This is a genomic window from Pseudomonas sp. HS6 (genome assembly GCF_023375815.1).
Lineage (GTDB): Bacteria > Pseudomonadota > Gammaproteobacteria > Pseudomonadales > Pseudomonadaceae > Aquipseudomonas.
On sequence record NZ_CP067412.1, the window covers coordinates 346,801 to 370,695 of the forward strand.

Sequence of the window (23,895 nt, forward strand, 5' to 3'; positions counted from 1 at the left end):
TTACGCCTTCTTCTGGTGTTGAGCCAATGCCGCTTTGACGAAGCCGCTGAACAGCGGGTGGCCATCGCGAGGCGTCGAGGTGAACTCTGGGTGGAACTGGCAAGCGACGAACCATGGATGATCCGGTGCTTCGACCACTTCAACCAGCGCGGCATCAGCGGAGCGACCGGAAATCTTCAGGCCGGCCTCGATGATTTGTGGCAGCAGGTTGTTGTTCACTTCGTAACGGTGACGGTGACGCTCGACAATCACATCCTTGCCGTAGCAGTCGTGCACCTTGGATCCGGCTTCGAGCAGGCATTCCTGAGCGCCGAGACGCATGGTGCCGCCCAGATCGGACGATTCGGTACGGGTTTCGACTGCACCGGTAGCGTCTTCCCACTCGGTGATCAGACCGACAACCGGATGGCCGCTGGCACGATCGAACTCGGTGGAGTTGGCGTCTTTCCAGCCCAGCACGTTACGGGCGAACTCGATGACCGCCACTTGCATGCCCAGGCAGATACCCAGGTATGGAACCTTGTTTTCGCGAGCATATTGAACGGCAGTGATCTTGCCTTCCACGCCACGCAGACCGAAACCGCCCGGTACGAGGATCGCGTCGACACCTTCCAGCAGCGCGGTGCCCTGGTTTTCGATGTCTTCGGAATCGATGTAGCGCAGGTTGACTTTGGTGCGGTTGGTGATGCCGGCGTGACTCATCGCTTCGATCAGCGACTTGTAGGCGTCCAGCAGTTCCATGTACTTGCCGACCATCGCGATGGTGACTTCGTGCTCAGGATTGAGCTTGGCATCGACGACCTTTTCCCACTCGGACAGGTCGGCGCCATTGCATTGCAGGCCGAAACGCTCGACGACGAAATCGTCCAGCCCCTGGGCGTGCAGCACGGCCGGGATCTTGTAGATGGTGTCGACGTCTTCCAGGGAGATCACCGCACGCTCTTCAACGTTGGTGAACAGTGCGATCTTGCGACGCGACGACACATCCACCGGATGGTCGGAGCGGCAGATCAGCACGTCTGGCTGCAGACCGATCGAACGCAGCTCTTTTACGGAGTGCTGGGTCGGCTTGGTCTTGGTCTCGCCAGCGGTGGCGATGTACGGAACCAGAGTCAGGTGCATCAGCATCGCGCGCTTGGAACCGACTTCCACACGCAGCTGGCGGATGGCTTCGAGGAACGGTTGCGATTCGATATCGCCAACGGTACCGCCGATTTCCACCAGAGCCACGTCGGCATCGCCGGCGCCCTTGATGATGCGACGTTTGATTTCGTCGGTGATGTGCGGAATCACCTGGATGGTTGCACCCAGGTAGTCACCACGGCGCTCTTTGCGCAGCACGTGCTCGTAGACACGGCCGGTGGTGAAGTTGTTGTTCTGGGTCATGGTCGTGCGGATGAACCGCTCGTAGTGGCCCAGGTCCAGGTCGGTCTCGGCGCCGTCGTGGGTGACGAACACTTCACCGTGCTGGAACGGGCTCATGGTGCCCGGGTCGACGTTGATGTACGGATCCAGCTTCAGCATGGTGACCTTAAGCCCCCGCGCCTCCAGGATGGCCGCCAATGAAGCCGATGCAATGCCTTTCCCCAAAGAAGAAACAACACCGCCCGTGACGAATATGTAGCGCGTCATGAAAAACCCTAGAAGTCTGCGTTAAAGCGGTCCGAGCCGCCGGGGAAAGCGAAGGAAGGCCGAAGCCCCCGATCACCTGCATTAATCACAGTGCACCTTTCAAAAAAACCGCCGCGTTGGGACAGACCGGAAGTGAAAACACCGGTACGTTGCTCGCTACACATTTTTTGGAATCGCCCAGCAAAGACTGCTTGGTAATCGGCAACTCCTGCAATTCAGGCGAATCCACAGAAGTTGTATCAAGAAGGGAGCGTAGTCTACCGGAATGCCCCCTTCAGCTCAAACCTTGATCTTCATCAAAAGGCACCCAATGCAATCGCCAGCCTTCCTGCACGTTGCCATCAAGCCCCGGCAGGTTCGCCACGGCGAGCAATTCTTCACCGCGAAACAGCAGCGGCAATCTGCCACGCACGAAGCCCGGCACCGAACGTTCATTGAGCAAACGCTTGAGATCGCGATGACCGCGATCCGCCAGATGCATCACCTCGCCGCCCAGCCGATAACGGATGCGCAGCGGCCCTGCGGGAGTCTGACCGCTGAACATGACACACCCGTTATCGGGCAGGCGTAGCGCCCGCGACGGCTCATGCCAGTCGCCGCTGACCACTGGTGTGCGCAACCATTGCCCGCTGAGACACCACAGGCGACCAGTGCTTCGGTGCAACTCGCCATCCGCCAGACGCCAGACCGGCGAGGCATCGTTGCCGGCATCACGCAAATCGATCCAACCCGACCAATGGTCGGTATCCGGCAGTCGGGTGAGCGGTTCCAGCCAGTGACTGAGTGCGTTTCGCTGACGAGCATCGGACAACCCGGTGATGGCCGCAAACGCCAGCGATGGCAAACCCAGCCACTCGAAATCATCGGGCAAGGTCGCTTGAGCCAGATCAATCTGCGCCAGCTCATCGAGCAAACCTTGCGCTTCACGCAAGTGCGCCGCACTGCGGGCCATGCTGGCGTGAGCCTGCGGCCAGCGACCGGTCAGCAGCGGCATGACCTGATGGCGCAGGTAATTGCGAGAGAACTGCCGATCCTGATTCGACGGGTCATCGACCCAGCGCAGACCATGGTCCCGCGCATAGGCTTCCAGTTCGGCACGCGTAACATCGAGCAAGGGCCGAACCAGATTGCCCTGCCCCAGCGCACGCTGGGCTGGCATGCCGGAGAGACCGCGCACCCCGGCGCCGCGCGACAGACGGAACAGCAGCGTTTCGGCCTGATCGTCGCGGTGTTGCCCGGTCAATAACACATCGTTGACCTGAGTCGCCGCACTGAACGCTGCATAGCGCGCATCCCGCGCCGCCCGCTCCAGGCTCGCCCCCGGCTGCACCTGCACACGCACCACTTGCAACGGCACCGCCAGTTCATCGCAGACAGCCTGGCAATGCGTCGGCCACGCATCGGCCGCAGCCTGAAGGCCGTGATGAACATGGATGGCGCTTAGCGCCGGAAGGGATTGGGTTTTGGCAAGATGGGCCAGAAGGTGCAGCAGGACGGTGGAGTCGAGTCCACCGGAAAAGGCGATGCGCCAGTGGGAAGCACTGAGCCAGGGCTTGAGATTGCGCAGAAGCCTGGAAGGCAAATCAATCGAGGGCTGACCCATTTTTCTACCTTTTCACAAACCAAATGTGGGAGCGGGCTTGCTCGCGAAAGCGGTGAAACAGCCAACAAAGTCGTTGAATGTTACATCGCATTCGCGGGCAAGCCCGCTCCCACAGTGTTTTGCATTGTCAGCCAAAACGGCGTTCGATCAGAGGCCGTAGCTCATCAGACGATCGTAACGACGCTTGAGCAGCGCTTCGTTGTCGAACTTCTTCAGCATCGCCAGTTGCGAGCTCAGCTCGGCGCGGATCGAAGCAGCGGCAGCCGCTGGATCACGGTGGGCGCCGCCCAGAGGCTCGCCAATCACTTTGTCGACGATACCCAGGCCTTTCAGGCGCTCGGCGGTGATGCCCATCGCTTCAGCGGCATCCGGCGCCTTTTCTGCGGTTTTCCACAGAATCGAAGCGCAACCTTCCGGCGAGATCACCGCGTAAGTCGAGTACTGCAACATGTTCAACTGATCGCAGACACCGATCGCCAGTGCACCGCCGGAACCACCTTCACCAATCACGGTGGCGATGATCGGGGTTTTCAGGCGAGCCATGACACGCAGGTTCCAGGCAATCGCTTCGCTCTGGTTGCGCTCTTCGGCGTCGATGCCAGGGTAGGCACCCGGGGTGTCGATGAAGGTCAGGATCGGCATCTTGAAGCGCTCGGCCATTTCCATCAGACGGCAAGCCTTGCGGTAGCCTTCCGGGCGCGGCATGCCGAAGTTGCGGCGTACTTTCTCGCGTACTTCACGGCCTTTCTGGTGACCGATGATCATCACCGGCTGATCGTCCAGACGGGCAACGCCGCCCACAATGGCCGCGTCGTCGGAGAAGTGGCGATCACCGTGCAGTTCGTCGAACTCGGTGAAGATGTGGTCGATGTAGTCCAGGGTGTATGGACGTTTCGGGTGACGCGCCAGACGTGCGATCTGCCAGCTGGTCAGCTTGCCGAAAATGTCTTCGGTGAGCGTTTTGCTCTTGTCCTGCAGGCGGGAGATCTCATCGCCGATATTCAGCGAATTGTCATTACCGACCAAGCGCAACTCTTCGATCTTGGCTTGCAGGTCGGCGATCGGCTGTTCGAAATCTAGAAAATTCGGGTTCATAGGCGTCCGTCTAGGGTCGTGTCCCAAGTGAGCTTGGGCCGGCCGGTTGTCTATTCGCGCCCTACCTTAAGGGAGAGGCGCGCTAAGGTCGAGATTAAAAATTCAGGTTGCGGGCAGGCGGTTCGATACCAACTGCCGGTCAACGGTATTGGAGGAAGACGTTGTCTCGCCCGAACTGGTCACGCAGGGCTTGAATCAAGGCATCCGCCGGGTCGATCCGCCAGGTCTCGCCAAACTGCAGCAAGGTCTTCGCATCGGGACTGGTGTACTCCATGGTGATCGGGCACGCCCCGCGGTGACGCTTGAGCAAATCACCCAACCAGCGTAGCTGATCGCCTTTCAGGTCCTGGGTCTGTAACTTCAGACGCAGGCTCTCGGCCAGGTTGGTGCGAGCATCTTCCATGCTCATCACCCGCTTGACCCGCAGGCGCAGGCCGCCGGAGAAGTCATCGTTGCTGACCTCGCCTTCGACCACCACCATCGCATCGGTCTGCAACAGCGATTGCGCGGAGTGGAACGCCTCGGCGAACAGCGACGCCTCGATCCGCCCGGAGCGGTCGTCGAGGGTGATGAAGCCCATCTTGTCGCCCTTTTTGTTCTTCATCACCCGCAGGGCAATGATCATCCCCGCAACGGTCTGGGTATCCCGCGCCGGTTTCAGATCGATGATTCGCTGGCGGGCGAAACGGCGGATTTCGCCTTCGTATTCGTCGATCGGGTGACCAGTCAGGTACAGGCCGAGGGTGTCTTTTTCACCCTTGAGGCGTTCCTTGAGGGTCAGCTCCTTGGCCTTGCGATGCAGCGCGTAAACGTCCGCATCCTCCTCGACGAACAGCCCGCCAAACAGGTCGGCATGACCACTGTCGCGGGTGCGCGCAGTCTGCTCGGCCGACTTGATCGCCTCTTCCATCGCCGCCAGCAGTACGGCACGGTTGCGGTCGATATTGGCCTGATAGGCCTTTTGCTCGTCATTGAAGTACGGACCGAGACGATCCAGCGCGCCGCCGCGAATCAAGCCGTCGAGCGTGCGCTTGTTGATGCGTTTGAGGTCGACCCGGGCGCAGAAGTCGAACAGATCCTTGAAGGGTCCGGCCTGACGGGCCTCGGTGATCGCTTCCACCGGGCCTTCGCCGACGCCTTTGATCGCGCCCAGGCCATACACGATGCGGCCTTCGTCGTTCACCGTGAACTTGAACTCCGACGTGTTCACGTCCGGCGCGTCGAGGCGCAGTTTCATCGTGCGCACTTCCTCGATCAAAGTCACGACCTTGTCGGTGTTGTGCATATCCGCCGACAGTACCGCGGCCATGAACGGCGCCGGGTAGTGAGCCTTCAGCCAGGCGGTCTGATACGACACCAGGCCGTAGGCGGCGGAGTGGGATTTGTTGAAGCCGTAACCGGCGAATTTCTCTACCAGGTCGAAAATGTTACCGGCAAGGTCCGCGTCGATATTGTTGGTGGCGCAACCTTCAATGAAGCCGCCGCGCTGCTTGGCCATTTCCTCGGGCTTTTTCTTACCCATGGCCCGCCGCAGCATGTCCGCACCACCGAGGGTGTATCCAGCCATGACCTGCGCAATCTGCATCACCTGTTCCTGATACAGGATGATGCCGTAAGTCGGTGCCAGGACGGGCTTGAGGCCCTCGTACTGGTAATCCGAGTGCGGATAGGCCAGTTCGGCGCGACCGTGCTTACGGTTGATGAAGTCATCCACCATGCCCGATTGCAATGGGCCCGGACGGAACAGGGCCACCAGTGCGATCAAGTCTTCCAGGCAGTCGGGCTTGAGCTTTTTGATCAGCTCTTTCATGCCGCGGGATTCAAGCTGGAACACCGCGGTGGTTTCAGCTTTTTGCAGCAGCTGATAAGTCGGTTTGTCATCCAGCGGAATGAACGCGATATCCAGCGGCGGCTCGTCGACCTTGGCGCGGTCGCGGTTGATGGTTTTCAGCGCCCAGTCGATGATCGTCAGCGTTCGCAGACCGAGGAAGTCGAACTTCACCAGACCGGCCGCCTCGACGTCATCCTTGTCGAACTGGGTTACCAGACCGTCGCCGGCCTCGTCGCAATAGATCGGCGAGAAGTCGGTCAGCTTGGTCGGCGCGATCACCACACCACCGGCGTGCTTGCCGACGTTACGCACCACGCCTTCGAGCTTGCGCGCCATCTCCCAGATTTCCGCCGCTTCCTCATCGACCTTGATGAAGTCGCGCAGGATCTCTTCCTGCTCGTAGGCTTTTTCCAGGGTCATGCCGACTTCGAACGGAATCATCTTCGACAGGCGATCCGCCAGGCCGAACGACTTGCCCTGTGCCCGAGCCACGTCGCGGACCACAGCTTTCGCCGCCATGGAACCGAAGGTAATGATCTGGCTCACGGCGTTACGGCCGTACTTCTCCGCCACGTAGTCGATCACACGGTCGCGACCGTCCATGCAGAAGTCGACGTCGAAGTCGGGCATGGATACCCGTTCCGGGTTAAGGAAACGTTCGAACAGCAGGTCGTATTCCAGCGGGTCGAGGTCGGTGATCTTCTGCACGTAGGCCACCAGCGATCCGGCACCCGACCCACGGCCCGGGCCCACCGGCACGCCGTTGCTCTTGGCCCACTGAATAAAGTCCATCACGATCAGGAAGTAACCGGGGAACCCCATCTGGATAATGATATCCAGCTCGAAATTCAGTCGGTCGACATAGACCTGCCGCTTGGCTTCGTAGTCTTCAGTCGTGTCCTTTGGCAGCAAAACGGTTAACCGCTCTTCCAGACCTTCGAAGGACACCTTGCGGAAATACTCATCGATGGTCATGCCATCGGGGATCGGGAAGTTGGGCAAAAAGTGCGTGCCCAGCTTCACTTCAATGTTGCAGCGCTTGGCGATCTCGACGGAGTTTTCCACCGCATCCGGCAGGTCGCTGAACAGCTCGGCCATTTCTTCGGCGCTTTTCAGGTACTGCTGATCGCTGTAATTCTTCGAACGACGCGGATCGTCAAGGGCCCGGCCCTCACCGATGCAGACGCGGGTTTCGTGGGCGGCGAAGTCTTCCTGCTTGATGAAACGCACATCGTTGGTCGCGACCAGCGGCGCGCCGAGCTTGTCAGCCAGGGCCACGGCGCCGTGCAATTGTTCTTCGTCATTCGGACGGTTGGTACGCTGGATCTCCAGATAGAAACGATCCGGAAACACCGCCATCCATTCGCGCGCCAGGGTTTCGGCTTCAGCGGGGTTACCGCCGATCATGGCCATGCCGATTTCGCCTTCTTTCGCGGCGGACAACATGATCAGGCCTTCGTTGGCCTCGGCGACCCATTCGCGCTCAATGATGATCATGCCGTTGCGCTGACCTTCGATGAAGCCACGGGAAATCAGCTCGGTCAGGTTGCGATAACCCAAGGCGTTCATGACCAGCAGGCTGATCCGGCTCAGCGGACCCTCCGGGTCCTTGTTCGACAGCCACAGGTCGGCGCCGCAGATCGGCTTGATCCCGGCGCCCATGGTGTTTTTATAGAATTTGACCAGCGAACACATGTTGTTCTGGTCGGTAACCGCAACGGCCGGCATGCCCATGCCGGTCAAGGCCTTGACCAGCGGCTTGATCCGCACCAGCCCGTCGACCAGGGAGTATTCAGTGTGCAGGCGTAGATGAACGAATGAAGCCGGCATAGTGATCCTGTCAGTTACATAGAGACAACAAGGCCCGGATTGTACCGGGCCCTGAAAAAAACATCAGCCTCGCCGCTAAACCGGCGTGAGGCCTTCCAGCGCTTCATAAGCCTGCCGCACTGGGGCAAACGAACGCCGGTGAATCGGCGTTGGCCCGAGGCGCACCAGCGCTTCCAGATGAACGGGCGTCGGGTAGCCTTTATGACCACCGATGCCGTAACCCGGGTAGATCAATTCGAACGCTGCCATCTCGCGGTCACGGCTGACTTTGGCCAGAATCGACGCGGCTGCGATGGCTGGAACCTTGCTATCGCCCTTGACCACTGCTTCGGAACGCATCGGCAGTTTCGGGCAGCGGTTGCCATCGATCATCGCCAATTTCGGCTGAATGTGCAGCCCCGCCACCGCGCGCTGCATTGCCAGCATGGTGGCATGAAGGATATTCAGCTCGTCGATTTCTTCGACTTCAGCACGGGCGATGCACCAGCTCAGTGCCTTTTCGCAGATTTCGTCGTAGAGCTTTTCACGCTTGGCTTCGGTGAGTTTCTTCGAGTCGTTGAGACCGAGAATCGGCCGGTTCGGATCGAGGATCACCGCCGCCGTCACGACCGCACCGCACAACGGGCCGCGACCGACTTCATCAACCCCGGCCACCAGTTCTTCGACCTCGGCGACCAGGGTGAAATCCAGGCCCATCTGCATGCTTGTCTTGCTCATCGTGTTTGACCGATCAGGTTCAGAACGGCTTCAGCCGCTTGATTGGAAGCGTCCAGTCGCAGGGTGCGATGGATTTCGTCGAAGCCGCGCGTCTGCTCTTCGCCACCGTCGATCAGCGGCGACAGGGTCTGGGCGAGTGCCTCAACCGTCGCATCATCCTGCAACAATTCCGGCACCAGCAGTCGCTGGGCCAGCAGGTTAGGCAGAGAGACGTACGGGCTCTTGACCATGCGTTTGAGAATCCAGAACGTCAGCGGTGCAAGACGGTAGGCCACCACCATCGGACGCTTGTACAGCAGCGCCTCCAGGGTCGCCGTACCCGACGCAATCAGAACCGCGTTGCACGCCGCCAGCGCCAGATGGGATTTGCCGTCGAGCAGGGTCACCGGCAGGTCGCGCCCGGCCAGCAGCTCTTCAAGCTGGGCCCGACGCTCGGGGTTGGCGCACGGTATGACGAAGCGCAAACCCGGGCGCAAGGCGCGCAGGCGTTCGGCGGTATCGAGGAACAGCGCACCCAGACGACTGACTTCGCCGCCGCGACTGCCCGGCATCAAAGCCACCAGCGGACCGTCCGGCAGTCCCAGTTCGGCGCGCGCAGCGGTGCGATCGGCTTCCAGTGGGATGGTATCGGCCAACGTATGCCCGACGAACCGCACCGGTACGCCTTTCTCTTCGTAAAATCTCGCTTCGAACGGCAGCAGCGTGAGCATCAGGTCGCAGCCTTCGCGGATTTTCAGCACCCGTTTCTGCCGCCAGGCCCATACCGAAGGGCTGACGTAGTGCACGGTCTTGATCCCGGCCTGACGCAGCTTGAGTTCGATATTGAGGTTGAAATCCGGGGCGTCGATGCCGATGAACACGTCCGGCTTTTCAGCGATCAGCGTGGCGATCAGGTCCTTGCGGCGCTTGAGCAGTTCACGCAGTCGCCCGAGGACTTCCACGAGCCCCATGACCGACAGTCGCTCCATGGGGAAGTAGGAACTCAGGCCTTCGGCCTGCATCAACGGGCCGCCGACGCCGATGAACTCGACAGCGGGATGCTGTGCCTTGAGGGCACGCATCAGACCGGCGCCCAGAATGTCACCGGAAGCCTCACCCGCCACCAGCGCAATACGCAGATTGGCCATGATCAGCGGGTGATGCCGCGAGACGACGACTGAATGGAGTCACGGAATACCGCGACTTCCGGGAACTGGGCGGCAGGCTCGGCCAGTTCGGCCAGCGCTTGCTCGACAGTCAGTCCCTGGCGATAAACGGTTTTGTAGGCGCGACGCAGGGCATGAATCGCGTCCTCGCTGAAACCGCGACGGCGCATGCCTTCGAAATTCATGCTGCGCGCTTCGGCCGGATTGCCAAACACCGTGACGAACGCCGGAACGTCCTTGCCGATGGCCGTGCCCATGCCGGAAAAGCTGTGGGCGCCGATGTGGCAATACTGGTGCACCAGAGTGAAGCCGGACAGGATCGCCCAGTCCTCGACATGCACATGTCCAGCCAACGCGGTGTTGTTGACCAGAATGCAGTGGTTGCCGATGACGCTGTCGTGACCGATGTGGGCGTAGGCCATGATCAGATTGTGATCACCCAGGGTGGTTTCCGAGCGATCCTGAACAGTGCCACGGTGAATCGTCACGCCTTCGCGGATAACGTTATGGTCACCGATCACCAGACGGGTTTCTTCACCCTTGTACTTGAGATCCGGCGTGTCTTCGCCTACCGAGGAAAACTGGTAGATGCGGTTGTGTTTGCCGATTCGGGTCGGACCTTTGAGGATCACGTGAGGCCCGATCACTGTTCCCTCGCCGATTTCCACACCTGCGCCGATGATCGACCAAGGGCCGACCTCGACACCTTCAGCCAGTACGGCCGAAGGATCGATGATTGCGCGAGGGTCAATCAAACTCATACTTTTTGTTCCGCGCAGATGATCTCGGCGGAGCAGACCGGCTTGCCATCAACCGACGCCTGGCATTCAAACTTCCAGATCTTGCGCTTGCAGCTAATGAACGTGGCCTCAAGAATCAGCTGATCGCCAGGCTTGACCGGTTGACGGAAACGCAGTTTGTCGGAACCGACAAAGTAGTAAAGCGTGCCATCAGCGGGCTTCACGTCGAGCATCTTGAAACCGAGAATCCCGGCTGCCTGAGCCATCGCTTCGATGATCAGGACGCCCGGCATGATCGGATGCGCAGGGAAATGACCATTGAAGAACGGCTCGTTGATGCTGACATTCTTGTAGGCGCGAATGCGCTTGCCTTCAGTATCCAGTTCCACCACCCGGTCCACCAGCAGGAACGGGTAACGGTGAGGCAGGTATTCGCGAATCTCGTTGATGTCCATCATTTCGGGGGGAAGCCTATGTAAAGATTGGGAGCGCGACTGACGCGCACTCCTCTAGCAAATCAAGGAGGCAGTCCAGAGGCTGTGCACACTTGATATGGAAATGGTATCAGCCTTCAGATGAAGCATTACCGCCAGGGGTCACTTCCCCTGCCCGCTTTTCCAGCTGTTTCAACCGTCGCGCGAGGTCATCGAGCTGACGGATGCGTGCCGCGCTTTTGCGCCATTCGGCAGCTGGCTGCATGGCTGTACCGGAAGAGTAGGCCCCCGGCTCGGTAATCGAGTGGGTCACCATGGTCATTCCAGTCAGGAAAACGTTGTCGCAAATATCGATGTGCCCTACCAGGCCCACACCGCCGGCAAGCATGCAGTGCTTGCCGATTTTAGTGCTGCCGGAGATCCCCACGCACGCCGCCATCGCAGTGTGATCACCGACCTGAACGTTGTGGGCGATCTGAATCTGGTTATCGAGCTTAACGCCGTTGCCGATTACGGTATCGGCCAACGCACCGCGGTCGATGGCGGTGTTCACGCCAATCTCCACATCGTCGCCGATGGTCACGCCACCGATCTGGGCGATTTTCTGCCAGATGCCTTTCTCGTTGGCAAAGCCGAAGCCTTCACCGCCAAGCACTGCACCGGACTGGATCACCACCCGCTTGCCGATGCGCACATCGTGATACAGCGTCACCCGCGGAGCCAGCCAGCCGCCCTCGCCGATTTCGCTGCGGGCACCGACAACGCAGTGCGCGCCGAGCGTCACGCCTGCACCGATCCGGGCGCCGGACTCGATCACCACAAAGGGACCGATACTGGCAGTCGGATCGACCACGGCGTCGGGAGCGATCACCGCAGTCGAATGGATACCGGCTGCTGATTTCGGCTTCGGATCGAACAGGTGGGAAATGCGTGCGTAAGCCAGATAAGGATCCGGCACCACCAGCGCATTACCGGTATAACCTTCGGCATCGGCTGCCTTGAGCAGCAATGCTGCCGCTTGCGAGCCAGCCAGGTATTTGCGGTATTGGGGGTTTGCCAGAAAGCTCAACTGAGCTGGGCCAGCCTCCTGCAAAGTGGCTAGCCCAGTAATTTGCTTCTCGGGATCGCCACTCAGGGTGGCACCGAGGAACTCGGCCAACTGGCCGAGTTTGATAGTCACGGTCATGGGTTACTTCAGCTGATTCATGCGCTCGATAACCTGGCGCGTGATGTCGTACTGAGGTTTGACATCAATCACTGCGCCACGCTCGAACACGAGGTCAAAAGCACCTTTCTTGATGACTTCTTCCACTGCGCTATCCAGTTTCGGCTTGAGCTGCTTAAGCATTTCACGGTCAGCGACGGCTTTGGCTTCGTTCAGTTCCTTGGACTGGAACTGGAAGTCACGGGCCTTTTGCTTGAATTCCAACTCAAGACGCTCACGCTCGCCCTGCTGCATCTTGTCGCCGCCCGCCATCAGACGATCCTGGATACCCTTGGCGCTGCTTTCCAGCGTTTTGAGCTTGGTCAGTTGAGGACCGAACTTCTTCTCGGCATCCACAGCGTATTTCTTGGCTGCGTCGGATTCCAGCAGTGCCATCTGATAGTTCAGAACAGCGATTTTCATGTCGGCGAACGCCGGGCCTGCCACCAGTACGGAGGCCAGGAGAACCAATTGAGTCAACTTACGCACGATGCACTCCTACAAAATCCATTGTCGTTATCTTGGGTCAGACGCTTAGAACGTCTGGCCGAGGGAGAATTGGAACACTTGAGTTTCAGCGTTATCCGGTTTCTTGATCGGTGTGGCCAACGCGAAGCTCAAAGGTCCCAGTGCGGTAACCCAGGTCACGCCAACACCGACGGAACTGGCCATGTTGCTGAGGCTGACGTCGTTGCACTGCGTTTTGGACTTGGTGATACCGTCGGTATTAAGGGTCTGCTGGCACTTGGAGTCGAAAACGTTACCCACATCCCAGAACACGGAAGTACGCAGCGAACGCTGATCCTTCACGAACGGCAGCGGAAACAGGACTTCCACACCACCCTGGATCAGGACGTTACCACCGAACGGCAGTGGATCCTGGTCCGGATCGTTGATTGTACCGACGTTGCCTGTATTACCTTGACCACGGCTAGGTGTACTGCGCGGACCCAGAGTACTGTCCTTGAAGCCACGTACCGAGTTGAAACCACCAGCATAGTAGTTTTCATAGAACGGCAAGCCATCAGTCGAACCATAACCGTCGCCATAACCCAGTTCGGTGTGCAGGCGCAGGGTGTAGTTCTCGGTGATCGGCTGGAACAGCTGACCACGGTAGTCAAGCTTGTAGAACGACAGGTCGCTGCCTGGAATGGTGGTTTCCAGAGTCAGGCTCTGGGAACGGCCACGGGTCGGCAGTACGCCTTTGTTCAGGGTCGACTCGGACCAGCCGGCCGAAGCCTTGAAGTTCAGGTACTGATCGCCTTCACGATTCACGAAGTCGAAGATTTCGTCGACGGTGTACTGACCGGTCTTGATCTTGTCCTGTTGAGCGGACAGACCGAAGGTCAGACGCGAGGTCTCGCTGATCGGGTAGCCAACGTTCACACCGGCACCCAGGCTGTCCACCGCATAGCTTGCTACGTCGACGTCGAGGTCTTTGTAGTCGGTCGTGCGATAGAACGCGTTGTAACCCAGGCTCACGCCATCGGCGGTCCAGTAGGGGTCAACGTAGCCGAAGTTGTAGCGGCTCTGATATTCGCTTCGGGTCAGGCCGACGCTGACGCGGTTACCAGTACCGAGGAAGTTGTTCTGGGTAATCGAACCACCGAGAATCAGACCGGCGCTCTGGGCGAAACCGACGCTGGCGGTGATCGAGCCGGAAGCCTGCTCTTCAACTGCATAGTTAACGTCAACCTGATCGTCGACACCCGGTACGGCCGGAGTTTCAACGTTGACCTCTTTGAAGAAGCCCAGACGCTCCAGACGGGTCTTGGACTGGTCGATCAGGTAGGTCGAAGCCCAGCCACCTTCCATCTGACGCATTTCACGACGCAGCACTTCGTCTTCGGACTTGGTGTTGCCACGGAAGTTGATGCGGTTGACGTAGGCACGCTTGCCCGGATCGACAGCGAACAGGATGTCCACGGTGTGGTCGTCATCGTGCGGCTGTGGAACACCGTTGACGTTGGCGAAGGTGTAGCCCTCGTTACCCAGACGACGAGTGATCAGTTCCGAGGTGGTGGTCATCAGCTTGCGCGAGAACACCTGACCTTTTTGCACCAGCAGCAGCGACTTGACCTGGTCCTCAGGGACTTTCAGGTCACCGCTGAGCTTGACGTCACGAACGGTGTACTTTTCGCCTTCGGTCACGTTGACGGTGATGTAGACGTGTTTCTTGTCCGGGGTGATGGACACCTGTGTCGAAGCGATATCCATATTGATATAGCCGCGATCCAGGTAGTAAGAACGCAGACGCTCCAGGTCACCGGAAAGCTTTTCACGGGCGTACTTGTCGTCGTTTTTGAAGAACGACAGCCAGTTGGTGGTTTTCAGTTCGAACAGGTCGGTCAGGTCTTCTTCAGGGAAAACCGTGTTGCCCACCACGTTGATGTGCTGAATGGCAGCGACGGTGCCTTCGTTGATCTTCACTTTCAGGCCGACGCGGTTACGCGGCTGCGATACCACTTCGGTATCAACGGTGGCCGAGTAACGGCCTTGCGCCACGTACTGACGTTGCAGCTCGTTACGCACGCCTTCGAGGGTCGCGCGCTGGAAGATCTCGCCTTCGGACAGACCGGATTGCTTGAGGCCCTTCATCAGGTCTTCGGTGGAGATCGCCTTGTTGCCTTCGATCTCGATGCTGGCGACCGATGGACGTTCGACGACAGTGATCACCAGAACGTTGCCTTCGCGGCCCAGCTGGATATCTTGAAAGAAACCGGTTTTGAACAACGCACGAGTGGATTCCACCAGGCGACGATCATCCGCCTGCTCGCCGACGTTCAACGGCAAGGCACCAAAGACGCTACCCGCGGAGACCCGCTGGAGGCCATTGACGCGAATATCAGAGATAGTGAAGGACTCGGCGTGAACTTCGGCGATCATCAATACGGTGAGAACCGCAGTTAGCAGCAGACGTTTCATGAAGTCCTTTCTTATTCCAACTGGCAATAAACAAACTGCCGCAAAATGCGGCAGATTCGCAATTCAGCGAAGCGTTACAGTCGACCCAGATCGTTGACCAGAGCAAGCAACATCACCCCGACCACCAAACTGATACCGATCTGTATCCCCCAACCTTGCACCCGATCCGACAAGGGACGACCACGCGCCCACTCGATCAGATAAAACAACAAATGCCCCCCATCCAGTACAGGAATGGGCAGCAAATTCAGAACTCCCAGGCTAATACTCAGATAAGCAAGGAAATTCAGGAAATCAGCAACGCCCGACTGGGCAGAAGCGCCCGCCACTTTAGCAATGGTTATCGGTCCACTCAAGTTTTTTACCGAGAGCTCGCCGAACAGCATTTTCTTCAGTGAATCCAGCGTCAGGACGCTCATGGTCCAGGTACGACGGGCGCCCTCGCCAATCGCGGCCAAAGGACCGTAGCTGACCTCGCGGATCATCTCCGGTGGCCAGTCGACGGCTTTCGCTCCTGCGCCCAGATAGCCGCTTGGCGACTTGCTGTCGCTGCGTGCCGCCAGCGTCACCGGAACGTCGATTTGAGCACCGTCACGCTCGACGTGCAGCATGATTTTGGTATCAGGACGCGTACGAACCGTATCTATCACCTGCTGCCAGTCATCCAGTACCTTTCCATCAAGGGACAGAAGGCGATCACCGGCTTTCAGCCCAGCAGCCTGAGCGGGGCCTTTCGGATCAAGCTCGGCAAGAATCGGCGGCATTGCCGGGCGCCACGGACGGATACCCAGGGAGCGAATCGTATCCGGCTCGTCAGCCCCCTTCAGCCAGTGATCCAGCGCAAGTTCACGTGGCGAATCGGCCGTGGAGCCCTGCTCGCGCACCAGCACCTGCAGTGAACCGCTTTCCCCGAGACGACGCACCAACTGCAGATTGACCGCCGCCCAGCCGGAAGTCGGCTCGCCGTCGATGGCAATGATTTCCTGGCCCGCACTCAAACCGGCCTTTGCCGCGAGACTGCCGGACTCGACCGCACCGATGACCGGACGCACCTGTTCGCTGCCCAGCATGGCCAGCACCCAGAAGAACACCATGGCCAGCAGGAAGTTGGCGACCGGGCCGGCGGCAACGATGGCAATACGCTGACGAACAGACTTGCGATTGAAAGATTGATGAAGCTGATCAGCGGGCACTTCGCCTTCACGCTCATCGAGCATCTTGACGTAGCCGCCGAGCGGAATGGCCGCGACAACAAACTCGGTCCCTTGCTTGTCGTGCCAGCGCAGCAACGGCATGCCGAAGCCTACGGAAAAGCGCAGAACCTTGACGCCACAGCGACGCGCGACCCAGAAGTGGCCGAATTCGTGAAAGGTGACCAGCACACCCAAAGCGATCAGGGTGCCGGCAATCATATAGAGCGCGCTCATCTACTTTCTCCGCAATCCTGTTCTATGCCGCGTGAAGCCATGTACCGCAGAGTCTATCGACCGTGACGGGTCAACCATTGCCCGGCCAGAGCGCGTGCCGCCGCATCCGCCGTGAACACCGCATCGAGATCATTCAGAGCAACTATCGGCTCGAGATTCAACACTTCCTCGATGATACTCGCGATTTCCAGGTAGCGAACCCGCCCGTCGAGAAACGCTGCTACCGCCACTTCATTCGCGGCGTTGAGCATGGCCGGCGCACTGTTGCCCGCCTCGGCCGCCTGACGTGCAAGTCGCAGGCAGGGAAACCGCTTTTCATCAGGCGCTTCGAAGTCCAGGCGCGCGATGGCAAACAGGTCGAGTGGCGCCACGCCGGAATCGATGCGCTCAGGCCAGGCCAACGCATTGGCGATGGGCGTGCGCATGTCGGGATTACCCAACTGCGCCAGCACCGAGCCGTCCACGTAATCAACCAGAGAATGAATCACGCTCTGCGGATGAATCACCACTTCAACTTGCGACGGCCTGGCATCGAACAACCAGCAGGCCTCGATCAGCTCGAGCCCCTTGTTCATCATGCTGGCCGAATCCACGGAAATCTTGCGGCCCATGGACCAGTTCGGATGAGCGCAGGCCTGGTCGGGTGAAACATGCGCCAGTTCGGCCATCGGCGTCTGCCGGAAAGGACCGCCGGAGGCTGTCAGCAAAATCCGACGTACGCCGACAGTACTCAAACCCCGGGCAAAATCCTGCGGCATGCACTGGAAAATCGCATTGTGCTCACTGTCGATTGGCAGCAGGACCGAACCGCTCTTGCGCACAGCGTCCATGAACAAGGCGCCGGACATCACCAGCGCCTCCTTGTTGGCCAGGAGGATCTTCTTGCCCGCCTCGACCGCCGCAAGGGTCGGGCGCAGACCGGCGGCGCCGACGATGGCCGCCATCACGGCATCCACCTCAGGGGCAGCCGCGACCTGACACAGGCCCTCCTCCCCCACCAGCACCCGAGTCGACAGACCCGCGGCACGCAAGTCGTCCTGCAAACCACGAGCAGCAGCAACTTCCGGCACCACAGCAAACTGAGGCACATGGCGCACACACAAGGAAAGCAACTCGCTCAGACGCGTAAAGCCGCTGAGTGCGAAAACCTGATAACGCTCAGGGTGACGAGCGATAACATCCAGAGTGCTCAGACCGATCGAACCGGTAGCCCCCAGAACGGTAATCTGCTGCGGGCGGCTCACGGTGCAGCCATCCACAGCAACACCGCAAATACCGGAATTGCCGCTGTCAGGCTGTCAATACGATCCAGTACACCACCGTGACCTGGCAGTAGATTACTGCTGTCCTTGATGCCGGACTGACGCTTGAACATGCTTTCCGTCAGATCACCCACCACCGAGATAAACACGATCAATGCAGCGCCGATCAGCCCCTTGAACAGTTGCGCCACGGTCCAGTCACGAAACAGGGCGACCAGCGTGGTGATGACGAGACTCAGCGCCAGACCGCCATACACGCCTTCCCAGCTCTTGCCTGGGCTCACTTGCGGAGCCAGCTTGCGCTTGCCGAAAGCACGTCCGGAGAAATAGGCACCGATATCGGCACCCCACACCAGCACCATCACCGCCATGATCATCCAGTTGCCCAGCGGGTATTGCTTGATCTGGATCAGCCCTTGCCAGGCCGGCAGTAGAATCAGCAAACCAATCACCAATTTGCTGGCGGCGCTGGCCCAGCGCTCACTGGAGCGCGGATAGGTCAGCACCAGCCAGGTCGCCACCGCCCACCAGATCACCGAGGCACCGAGTACCCAAGGCGCCAGCCCAGGCAGGATGTACATGACGAACAACATCAGCGCGACCACTGCCGCAAAACCGACGCGGAACGATTGCGCGGTAAAGCCGGCCAGGCGCGCCCATTCCCAGGCACCCAGACTCACGACCAGCCCGATGAACAGCGCAAAACCGGAACCTTCGAGCAGGAAAAATCCGCCCAGGGCGATCGGCAGCAGGATCAGTGCAGTGATGATTCGTTGTTTAAGCATTAAACCCGGGCTCCAGCTTCGATCTGCTCGCTCGTTTTACCGAAACGACGCTGACGCGAAGCGAAATCGGCCAGCGCAATACGCATGGCATCGTGTTTGAAGTCCGGCCAGAACAGGTCGGAGAAGTACAACTCGGCATAGGCCAGTTGCCACAGCAGGAAGTTACTGATGCGGTGCTCACCGCCAGTGCGGATGCACAGATCCGGCAATGGCAGGTCACCGGTCGCCAGACAGGTTTGCAGCAGATCCGGCGTGATGTCTTCCGGACGCAGATGTCCGGCCTGAACCTCACGAGCCAGACGCTGCGCCGCTTGCGCGATATCCCACTGACCGCCGTAGTTGGCGGCGATCTGCAGGACAAAGCGATTCGCGCCCGCGGTCATGGCCTCGGCTTCGCGCATGGCAGCTTGAAGCTCAGGATGAAAACGCGAGCGGTCGCCAATGATGCGCAGACTGATGTTGTTGTCGTTGAGGCGTTTAGCCTCACGACGCAGTGCCTTGAAGAACAGGTCCATCAAGGCACTGACCTCATCGGCCGGGCGCTGCCAGTTCTCACTGGAAAAGGCGAACAGGGTCAGCACCTCGACCCCAGCCTCGGCACACACCTCGATCACCGCCCGAACAGCGTCCACGCCCGCTTTATGCCCGGCGACACCCGGCATAAAGCGTTTTTTCGCCCAGCGATTGTTGCCATCCATGATGATCGCGACATGGCGCGGCACCGCGGACGGCGCAGTCTGCTTGGTCTTATCCATTTAAAGCTCGACCCTTATACGGCCATCAGGTCTTTTTCTTTCTCTGCCAGCTTCGCGTCGATTTCAGCCACGAACTTCTTGGTCAGGTCGTCGATTTCGCCAGTGGCACGACGCTCTTCGTCTTCACTGATTTCTTTCTCTTTAACCAGATCCTTCAGCGAGCTGTTGGCATCGCGACGGATATTGCGCACGGCAACACGAGCATCTTCAGCCACGTCACGCGCCTGCTTGGTGAAACCTCGACGGGTTTCTTCAGTCAGGGCCGGCATGCTGATCAGCAGCAGTTCACCGAGGTTGGTTGGGTTCAGGTTCAGACCCGCACTACCAATCGCCTTGTCGACAGCACCGAGCATGTTGCGCTCGAACGCAACCACTTGCAGGGTACGGGCGTCCTTGACGGTGATGTTGGCCACTTGCTTGATCGGGGTATCGGAACCGTAGTACGGAACCATTACGCCTTCCAGAATGCTTGGGTGAGCTTGACCGGTACGAATGCGGCCGAAGTTGTGAGCCAGAGACTCGACGGACTTCGTCATGCGCTCTTTAGCGTCTTTCTTGATTTCGTTGATCATTGTTGACCTTCCTCGATCAGGGTGCCTTCAGCGCCGCCATGGACGATGTTCAGCAAAGCACCAGGCTTGTTCATGTTGAATACGCGCAGCGGCATCTTGTGGTCGCGGCACAGGCAGATAGCCGTCAGGTCCATTACACCCAGCTTGCGATCCAGTACTTCATCATAAGTCAGATGATCGAACTTCTCGGCATGCGGGTCCTTGAATGGGTCAGCGGTGTAGACGCCATCGACCTTGGTCGCCTTGAGCACGACATCCGCGTCGATTTCAATGGCGCGCAAGCAGGCTGCAGAATCCGTAGTGAAGAATGGATTGCCGGTACCGGCTGCAAAAATCACCACATCCTTGGAGTTCAGGTGGCGCATGGCCTTGCGACGATCATAGTGATCGGTCACACCCACCATGGAAATGGCCGACATCACGATGGCCGAGATATTGGCACGTTCCAGCGCATCGCGCATGGCCAGGGCGTTCATCACAGTGGCCAGCATGCCCATGTGGTCGCCCGTGACCCGATCCATGCCGGCCTTGCTCAGCGCTTCACCGCGAAACAGGTTGCCGCCGCCGATCACCAGACCGACCTGAACACCGATACCGACCAGTTGGCCGACTTCCAGCGCCATGCGATCCAGCACTTTCGGATCGATCCCGAACTCTTCCGAGCCCATCAGGGCCTCGCCGCTAAGCTTGAGTAGAATGCGTTTATAGCGAGCCTGATAACCACTGCCCTGCTGAGCCATTGCGAATCTCTCCTGCGGCGTATTTAAAAATTCTTTGCGAGCTGTTTACAGCTGGCGTTCACTCTAGCTTGGCGCTGCTTCAGCGCCATCGGAACATGGCTTTGTAAGTCAGTTCCAAGGGGAAACCAATTAAAAATTGGTAACCCTATCTGAAAAGAGGCTGCGCGCGTGAGCGGGCAGCCTCTTTCGGGCGACAGTTGAAAAACCGTCTTATTGCTTGGCGGCAGCCAGCTGGGCAGCAACTTCTTCAGCGAAGTTGTCGACCGGCTTCTCGATGCCTTCGCCTACTTTGAAGTAGGTGAAGGAAACGATTTCAGCACCGGCTTTCTTGGCCAGTTCGCCAACCTTGATTTCAGGGTTCTTGACGAACGCCTGCTCAACCAGGCTTGCTTCTGCCAGGAACTTGCTGATACGGCCTTTGACCATGTTCTCAACAATGTTTTCTGGCTTGCCTTTGATCTTCTCTTCGTTCAGCTGCAGGAACACAGCTTTTTCACGCTCGATCGCTTCGTCGGAGACTTGCGAAGGCAGCAGGAACTCAGGGTTGCTTGCAGCAACGTGCATAGCGATGTCTTTGGCCAGCTCGACGTCGCCGCCTTTCAGGACAACAGCAACACCGATCTTGTTACCGTGCAGGTAGGTGCCGACAACGTCACCCTCTACGCGTACCAGACGACGGATGTTGACGTTCTCGCCTACTTTGGCAACCAGAGCTTCACGAGCCGATTCCTGAGCGGCGATCAGCGGAGCTGCGTCGGTCAGGTTTTCGTCGAAGGCTTTTTCTACGCTGGCAGCAACGAAGTTTTTGAAGTCGTCTTGCAGGGCCAGGAAGTCGGTCTGCGAGTTGACTTCCAGCAGCACAGCTACCTTGTCGTTCGACTTGATGGCGATAGCGCCTTCAGCGGCAACGTTGCCAGCTTTCTTGGCAGCCTTGATCGCGCCCGAAGCACGCATGTCATCAATGGCTTTTTCGATGTCGCCGTCAGCCTTTTCCAAGGCTTTCTTGCAATCCATCATGCCTTCGCCGGTACGCTCGCGCAGTTCTTTAACCAACGCTGCAGTAATTGCTGCCATTTTCAAATTCCTCTTGGATAGGTTTTCAACCATTCCACCCGATCGAACGGGCGTTCAATTCTTCCCGAGCCACCTTGTAGCCGCTGCACGTTACAGATGCTGTAGCTGCGCTGCCGACAGATGGTTTTCGAGGTGGCAAAAAGGGGGCCAAGCCCCCTTTTTGCTTACTGAGTCAACGCCAGGGCGTCAATTACTCAGCTGCAGCCTGAGTTTCTTCAGCTGCGAACTCTACAGTGCCGCCGGCAACATTGTTGCGACCGCGGATTACTGCGTCAGCCATCGAACCCATGTACAGCTGGATAGCGCGGATTGCGTCATCGTTGCCTGGGATGATGTAGTCAACGCCTTCCGGGCTGCTGTTGGTATCGACAACGCCGATGACCGGGATGCCCAGCTTGTTGGCTTCGGTGATCGCGATGCGCTCGTGGTCAACGTCGATCACGAACAGTGCGTCTGGCAGACCGCCCATGTCCTTGATGCCGCCCAGGGAGCGATCCAGCTTCTCAAGATCACGGGAGCGCATCAGCGCTTCTTTCTTGGTCAGCTTGGCGAAAGTACCGTCTTCGGCTTGAACTTCAAGGTCACGCAGACGCTTGATGGAAGCACGAATGGTTTTGAAGTTGGTCAGCATGCCGCCCAACCAGCGGTGATCCACGTACGGCGAACCGCAACGTGCTGCTTCTTCAGCAACGATCTTGCCAGCGGAACGCTTGGTGCCGACGAACAGAATCTTGTTTTTGCCCTGGGCCAGACGCTCTACGAAAGTCAGAGCTTCGTTGAACATTGGCAGGGTTTTTTCAAGGTTGATGATGTGAATCTTGTTACGCGCGCCGAAAATGTATTTACCCATTTTCGGATTCCAGTAACGGGTTTGGTGACCGAAGTGCACACCGGCCTTCAGCATATCGCGCATGTTGACTTGGGACATGATAGTTCCTTGATAAGTCGGGTTGGGCCTCCACGTATCCCAATGACCAACCCTGATCCGAGGATCAAAGGCACCCAGGTCATCGTGTCGACACGTGTGTGGGTTAATGCTCCCGGAGCTATCCCCGGAAAGCGGCGCATTTTATATCACAGGAAGGACGCAAACGGAACCCGGAATCTGTAATCGCGTCAGGGACATGGGCGCCGGCCCCTTGGAATCGCCCTGACGCGCACTATTGTATAGGTCGAAGCGATGCACGCAGGCGCGGATTTGCGCCTTTGGTCTGTTAGAATCGCGTTTTTCAGGGCCGCCAGGCGAAAACCGCCGCCCTGCCCGTATCAACAAGCGCCGCCGAGCGCAGAGAGAGCCTGTATGACCGTCACCCTCAAAACCCCCGAGGACATCGCCGCCATGCGTGTCGCCGGCAAACTGGCCGCCGATGTGCTGGAAATGATTGCCGAGCACGTCAAGCCGGGCGTGACCACCGATGAGCTGAACCAGATCTGCCACGACTACATCGTCGACGTGCAGAAAGCCATCCCTGCCCCGCTCAACTACAAGGGCTACCCGAAGTCGATCTGCACGTCGATCAACCACGTGGTCTGCCACGGCATCCCGAACGACAAGCCGCTGAAGAACGGCGACACCCTGAACATCGACGTTACCGTAATCAAGGACGGCTACCACGGCGACACCAGCCGCATGTTCCACGTCGGCACCGTGCCGGTCTGGGCCGAACGCCTGTCCCAGGTCACCCAGGAATGCATGTACAAGGCGATCGAGATCGTCAAACCCGGCTGCCGCCTCGGCGACATCGGCGAGATCATCCAGAAGCACGCTGAAAAGAACGGTTTCTCCGTGGTGCGCGAGTTCTGCGGCCACGGCATCGGCAAGGTGTTCCACGAAGAGCCGCAGATCCTGCACTACGGTCGCGCCGGCACCGGCATGGAACTGAAGGCCGGCATGACCTTCACCATCGAACCGATGATCAACCAGGGCAAGGCCGACACCAAGGTACTGGGCGACGGCTGGACCGCGATCACCAAGGACCGCAAGCTGTCGGCACAGTGGGAACACACTTTGCTTGTCACCGACACCGGCTACGAGATCTTCACCCTGCGCAGCGATGACACGATCCCGCGCGTATCGGCCTGATCCCGACACCGCTCCCAGCCTATAGAAAGGAAAGCCAATCG

At 58.9% G+C, this 23,895-nt stretch carries 20 protein-coding genes; 1 reads left to right on the forward strand and 19 read right to left on the reverse strand.

The genetic code is table 11. The features are described 5' to 3' along the window. The 19 genes from JJN09_RS01765 to rpsB form a co-directional block, all read right to left on the reverse strand. Positions 1-1,632: a CTP synthase gene (locus tag JJN09_RS01765; RefSeq protein WP_249485190.1), complete on the reverse strand. Its 1,632-nt coding sequence runs from the start codon at positions 1,630-1,632 to the stop codon at positions 1-3. Between the two features lie 274 nt (positions 1,633-1,906). Beyond that, positions 1,907-3,235, reverse strand: coding sequence for a tRNA lysidine(34) synthetase TilS (gene tilS / locus JJN09_RS01770; protein ID WP_249485191.1), 1,329 nt, complete (start codon positions 3,233-3,235; stop codon positions 1,907-1,909). A 147-nt stretch (positions 3,236-3,382) separates the two neighbouring features. Then, entirely contained in the window at positions 3,383-4,330 is a 948-nt protein-coding gene (locus JJN09_RS01775; protein ID WP_249485192.1) for an acetyl-CoA carboxylase carboxyltransferase subunit alpha, read from the reverse strand. A gap of 139 nt (positions 4,331-4,469) precedes the next feature. Beyond that, positions 4,470-7,991 carry a DNA polymerase III subunit alpha gene (gene dnaE, locus JJN09_RS01780; RefSeq protein WP_249485193.1) on the reverse strand — a complete coding sequence of 1,174 codons (3,522 nt, stop codon included), beginning with the start codon at positions 7,989-7,991 and terminating at the stop codon, positions 4,470-4,472. Between the two features lie 75 nt (positions 7,992-8,066). After that, on the reverse strand, positions 8,067-8,693 hold the full coding sequence (gene rnhB / locus JJN09_RS01785; RefSeq protein WP_085729815.1) for a ribonuclease HII: 627 nt from the start codon (positions 8,691-8,693) through the stop codon (positions 8,067-8,069). A gap of 11 nt (positions 8,694-8,704) precedes the next feature. Beyond that, the gene (gene lpxB, locus JJN09_RS01790) at positions 8,705-9,835 is read right to left on the reverse strand and encodes a lipid-A-disaccharide synthase (protein WP_249485194.1); all 1,131 of its coding nucleotides are present in this window, start codon (positions 9,833-9,835) and stop codon (positions 8,705-8,707) included. Positions 9,836-9,837: 2 nt separating this feature from the next. Beyond that, the gene (lpxA, locus tag JJN09_RS01795) at positions 9,838-10,614 is read right to left on the reverse strand and encodes an acyl-ACP--UDP-N-acetylglucosamine O-acyltransferase (RefSeq protein WP_085712845.1); all 777 of its coding nucleotides are present in this window, start codon (positions 10,612-10,614) and stop codon (positions 9,838-9,840) included. Beyond that, complete coding sequence (gene fabZ, locus JJN09_RS01800; protein WP_016771469.1) at positions 10,611-11,051, reverse strand: 3-hydroxyacyl-ACP dehydratase FabZ; 441 nt, start codon at positions 11,049-11,051, stop codon at positions 10,611-10,613. Before fabZ ends, lpxA begins: the two co-directional genes overlap by 4 nt. 106 nt (positions 11,052-11,157) lie before the next feature. After that, entirely contained in the window at positions 11,158-12,213 is a 1,056-nt protein-coding gene (gene lpxD, locus JJN09_RS01805) for a UDP-3-O-(3-hydroxymyristoyl)glucosamine N-acyltransferase (protein ID WP_249485195.1), read from the reverse strand. 3 nt (positions 12,214-12,216) lie between these two features. Continuing rightward, positions 12,217-12,720: an OmpH family outer membrane protein gene (locus JJN09_RS01810; protein WP_007990260.1), complete on the reverse strand. Its 504-nt coding sequence runs from the start codon at positions 12,718-12,720 to the stop codon at positions 12,217-12,219. A gap of 45 nt (positions 12,721-12,765) precedes the next feature. Next, entirely contained in the window at positions 12,766-15,156 is a 2,391-nt protein-coding gene (bamA, locus tag JJN09_RS01815) for an outer membrane protein assembly factor BamA (RefSeq protein ID WP_249485196.1), read from the reverse strand. A 74-nt stretch (positions 15,157-15,230) separates the two neighbouring features. After that, positions 15,231-16,583, reverse strand: coding sequence for a sigma E protease regulator RseP (gene rseP, locus JJN09_RS01820; RefSeq protein WP_249485197.1), 1,353 nt, complete (start codon positions 16,581-16,583; stop codon positions 15,231-15,233). Positions 16,584-16,636: 53 nt separating this feature from the next. Next, on the reverse strand, positions 16,637-17,827 hold the full coding sequence (gene ispC, locus JJN09_RS01825) for a 1-deoxy-D-xylulose-5-phosphate reductoisomerase (RefSeq protein WP_249485198.1): 1,191 nt from the start codon (positions 17,825-17,827) through the stop codon (positions 16,637-16,639). Further along, on the reverse strand, positions 17,824-18,630 hold the full coding sequence (locus JJN09_RS01830) for a phosphatidate cytidylyltransferase (protein WP_249485199.1): 807 nt from the start codon (positions 18,628-18,630) through the stop codon (positions 17,824-17,826). Before JJN09_RS01830 ends, ispC begins: the two co-directional genes overlap by 4 nt. Beyond that, positions 18,630-19,385: a polyprenyl diphosphate synthase gene (gene uppS / locus JJN09_RS01835; RefSeq protein WP_096819626.1), complete on the reverse strand. Its 756-nt coding sequence runs from the start codon at positions 19,383-19,385 to the stop codon at positions 18,630-18,632. Before uppS ends, JJN09_RS01830 begins: the two co-directional genes overlap by 1 nt. A gap of 14 nt (positions 19,386-19,399) precedes the next feature. Beyond that, the gene (gene frr, locus JJN09_RS01840) at positions 19,400-19,957 is read right to left on the reverse strand and encodes a ribosome recycling factor (protein ID WP_096819627.1); all 558 of its coding nucleotides are present in this window, start codon (positions 19,955-19,957) and stop codon (positions 19,400-19,402) included. After that, complete coding sequence (gene pyrH / locus JJN09_RS01845; protein WP_003222124.1) at positions 19,954-20,697, reverse strand: UMP kinase; 744 nt, start codon at positions 20,695-20,697, stop codon at positions 19,954-19,956. The genes frr and pyrH overlap by 4 nt, the downstream gene beginning before the upstream one ends. A gap of 210 nt (positions 20,698-20,907) precedes the next feature. Then, positions 20,908-21,771, reverse strand: coding sequence for a translation elongation factor Ts (tsf, locus tag JJN09_RS01850; protein ID WP_249485200.1), 864 nt, complete (start codon positions 21,769-21,771; stop codon positions 20,908-20,910). Positions 21,772-21,961: 190 nt separating this feature from the next. Continuing rightward, positions 21,962-22,699, reverse strand: a complete 738-nt coding sequence (gene rpsB / locus JJN09_RS01855; protein ID WP_003222119.1) for a 30S ribosomal protein S2 — start codon at positions 22,697-22,699, stop codon at positions 21,962-21,964. 372 nt (positions 22,700-23,071) lie between these two features. Here rpsB and map point away from each other — a divergent pair, with 372 nt between their 5' ends. Beyond that, a complete protein-coding gene (gene map / locus JJN09_RS01860) occupies positions 23,072-23,854 on the forward strand; it encodes a type I methionyl aminopeptidase (protein WP_096819629.1) in 783 nt (260 codons plus the stop codon). Positions 23,855-23,895: the final 41 nt, after the last annotated feature.

Coding starts and splice junctions, on each gene's coding strand:
- JJN09_RS01765 (WP_249485190.1), bottom strand. CDS start 1,632: ATGACGCGCTACATATTCGTCACGGGCGGTGTTGTTTCTTCTTTGGGG.
- tilS (WP_249485191.1), bottom strand. CDS start 3,235: ATGGGTCAGCCCTCGATTGATTTGCCTTCCAGGCTTCTGCGCAATCTC.
- JJN09_RS01775 (WP_249485192.1), bottom strand. CDS start 4,330: ATGAACCCGAATTTTCTAGATTTCGAACAGCCGATCGCCGACCTGCAA.
- dnaE (WP_249485193.1), bottom strand. CDS start 7,991: ATGCCGGCTTCATTCGTTCATCTACGCCTGCACACTGAATACTCCCTG.
- rnhB (WP_085729815.1), bottom strand. CDS start 8,693: ATGCAGATGGGCCTGGATTTCACCCTGGTCGCCGAGGTCGAAGAACTG.
- lpxB (WP_249485194.1), bottom strand. CDS start 9,835: ATGGCCAATCTGCGTATTGCGCTGGTGGCGGGTGAGGCTTCCGGTGAC.
- lpxA (WP_085712845.1), bottom strand. CDS start 10,614: ATGAGTTTGATTGACCCTCGCGCAATCATCGATCCTTCGGCCGTACTG.
- fabZ (WP_016771469.1), bottom strand. CDS start 11,051: ATGATGGACATCAACGAGATTCGCGAATACCTGCCTCACCGTTACCCG.
- lpxD (WP_249485195.1), bottom strand. CDS start 12,213: ATGACCGTGACTATCAAACTCGGCCAGTTGGCCGAGTTCCTCGGTGCC.
- bamA (WP_249485196.1), bottom strand. CDS start 15,156: ATGAAACGTCTGCTGCTAACTGCGGTTCTCACCGTATTGATGATCGCC.
- rseP (WP_249485197.1), bottom strand. CDS start 16,583: ATGAGCGCGCTCTATATGATTGCCGGCACCCTGATCGCTTTGGGTGTG.
- JJN09_RS01830 (WP_249485199.1), bottom strand. CDS start 18,630: ATGCTTAAACAACGAATCATCACTGCACTGATCCTGCTGCCGATCGCC.
- uppS (WP_096819626.1), bottom strand. CDS start 19,385: ATGGATAAGACCAAGCAGACTGCGCCGTCCGCGGTGCCGCGCCATGTC.
- frr (WP_096819627.1), bottom strand. CDS start 19,957: ATGATCAACGAAATCAAGAAAGACGCTAAAGAGCGCATGACGAAGTCC.
- pyrH (WP_003222124.1), bottom strand. CDS start 20,697: ATGGCTCAGCAGGGCAGTGGTTATCAGGCTCGCTATAAACGCATTCTA.
- tsf (WP_249485200.1), bottom strand. CDS start 21,771: ATGGCAGCAATTACTGCAGCGTTGGTTAAAGAACTGCGCGAGCGTACC.
- rpsB (WP_003222119.1), bottom strand. CDS start 22,699: ATGTCCCAAGTCAACATGCGCGATATGCTGAAGGCCGGTGTGCACTTC.
- map (WP_096819629.1), top strand. CDS start 23,072: ATGACCGTCACCCTCAAAACCCCCGAGGACATCGCCGCCATGCGTGTC.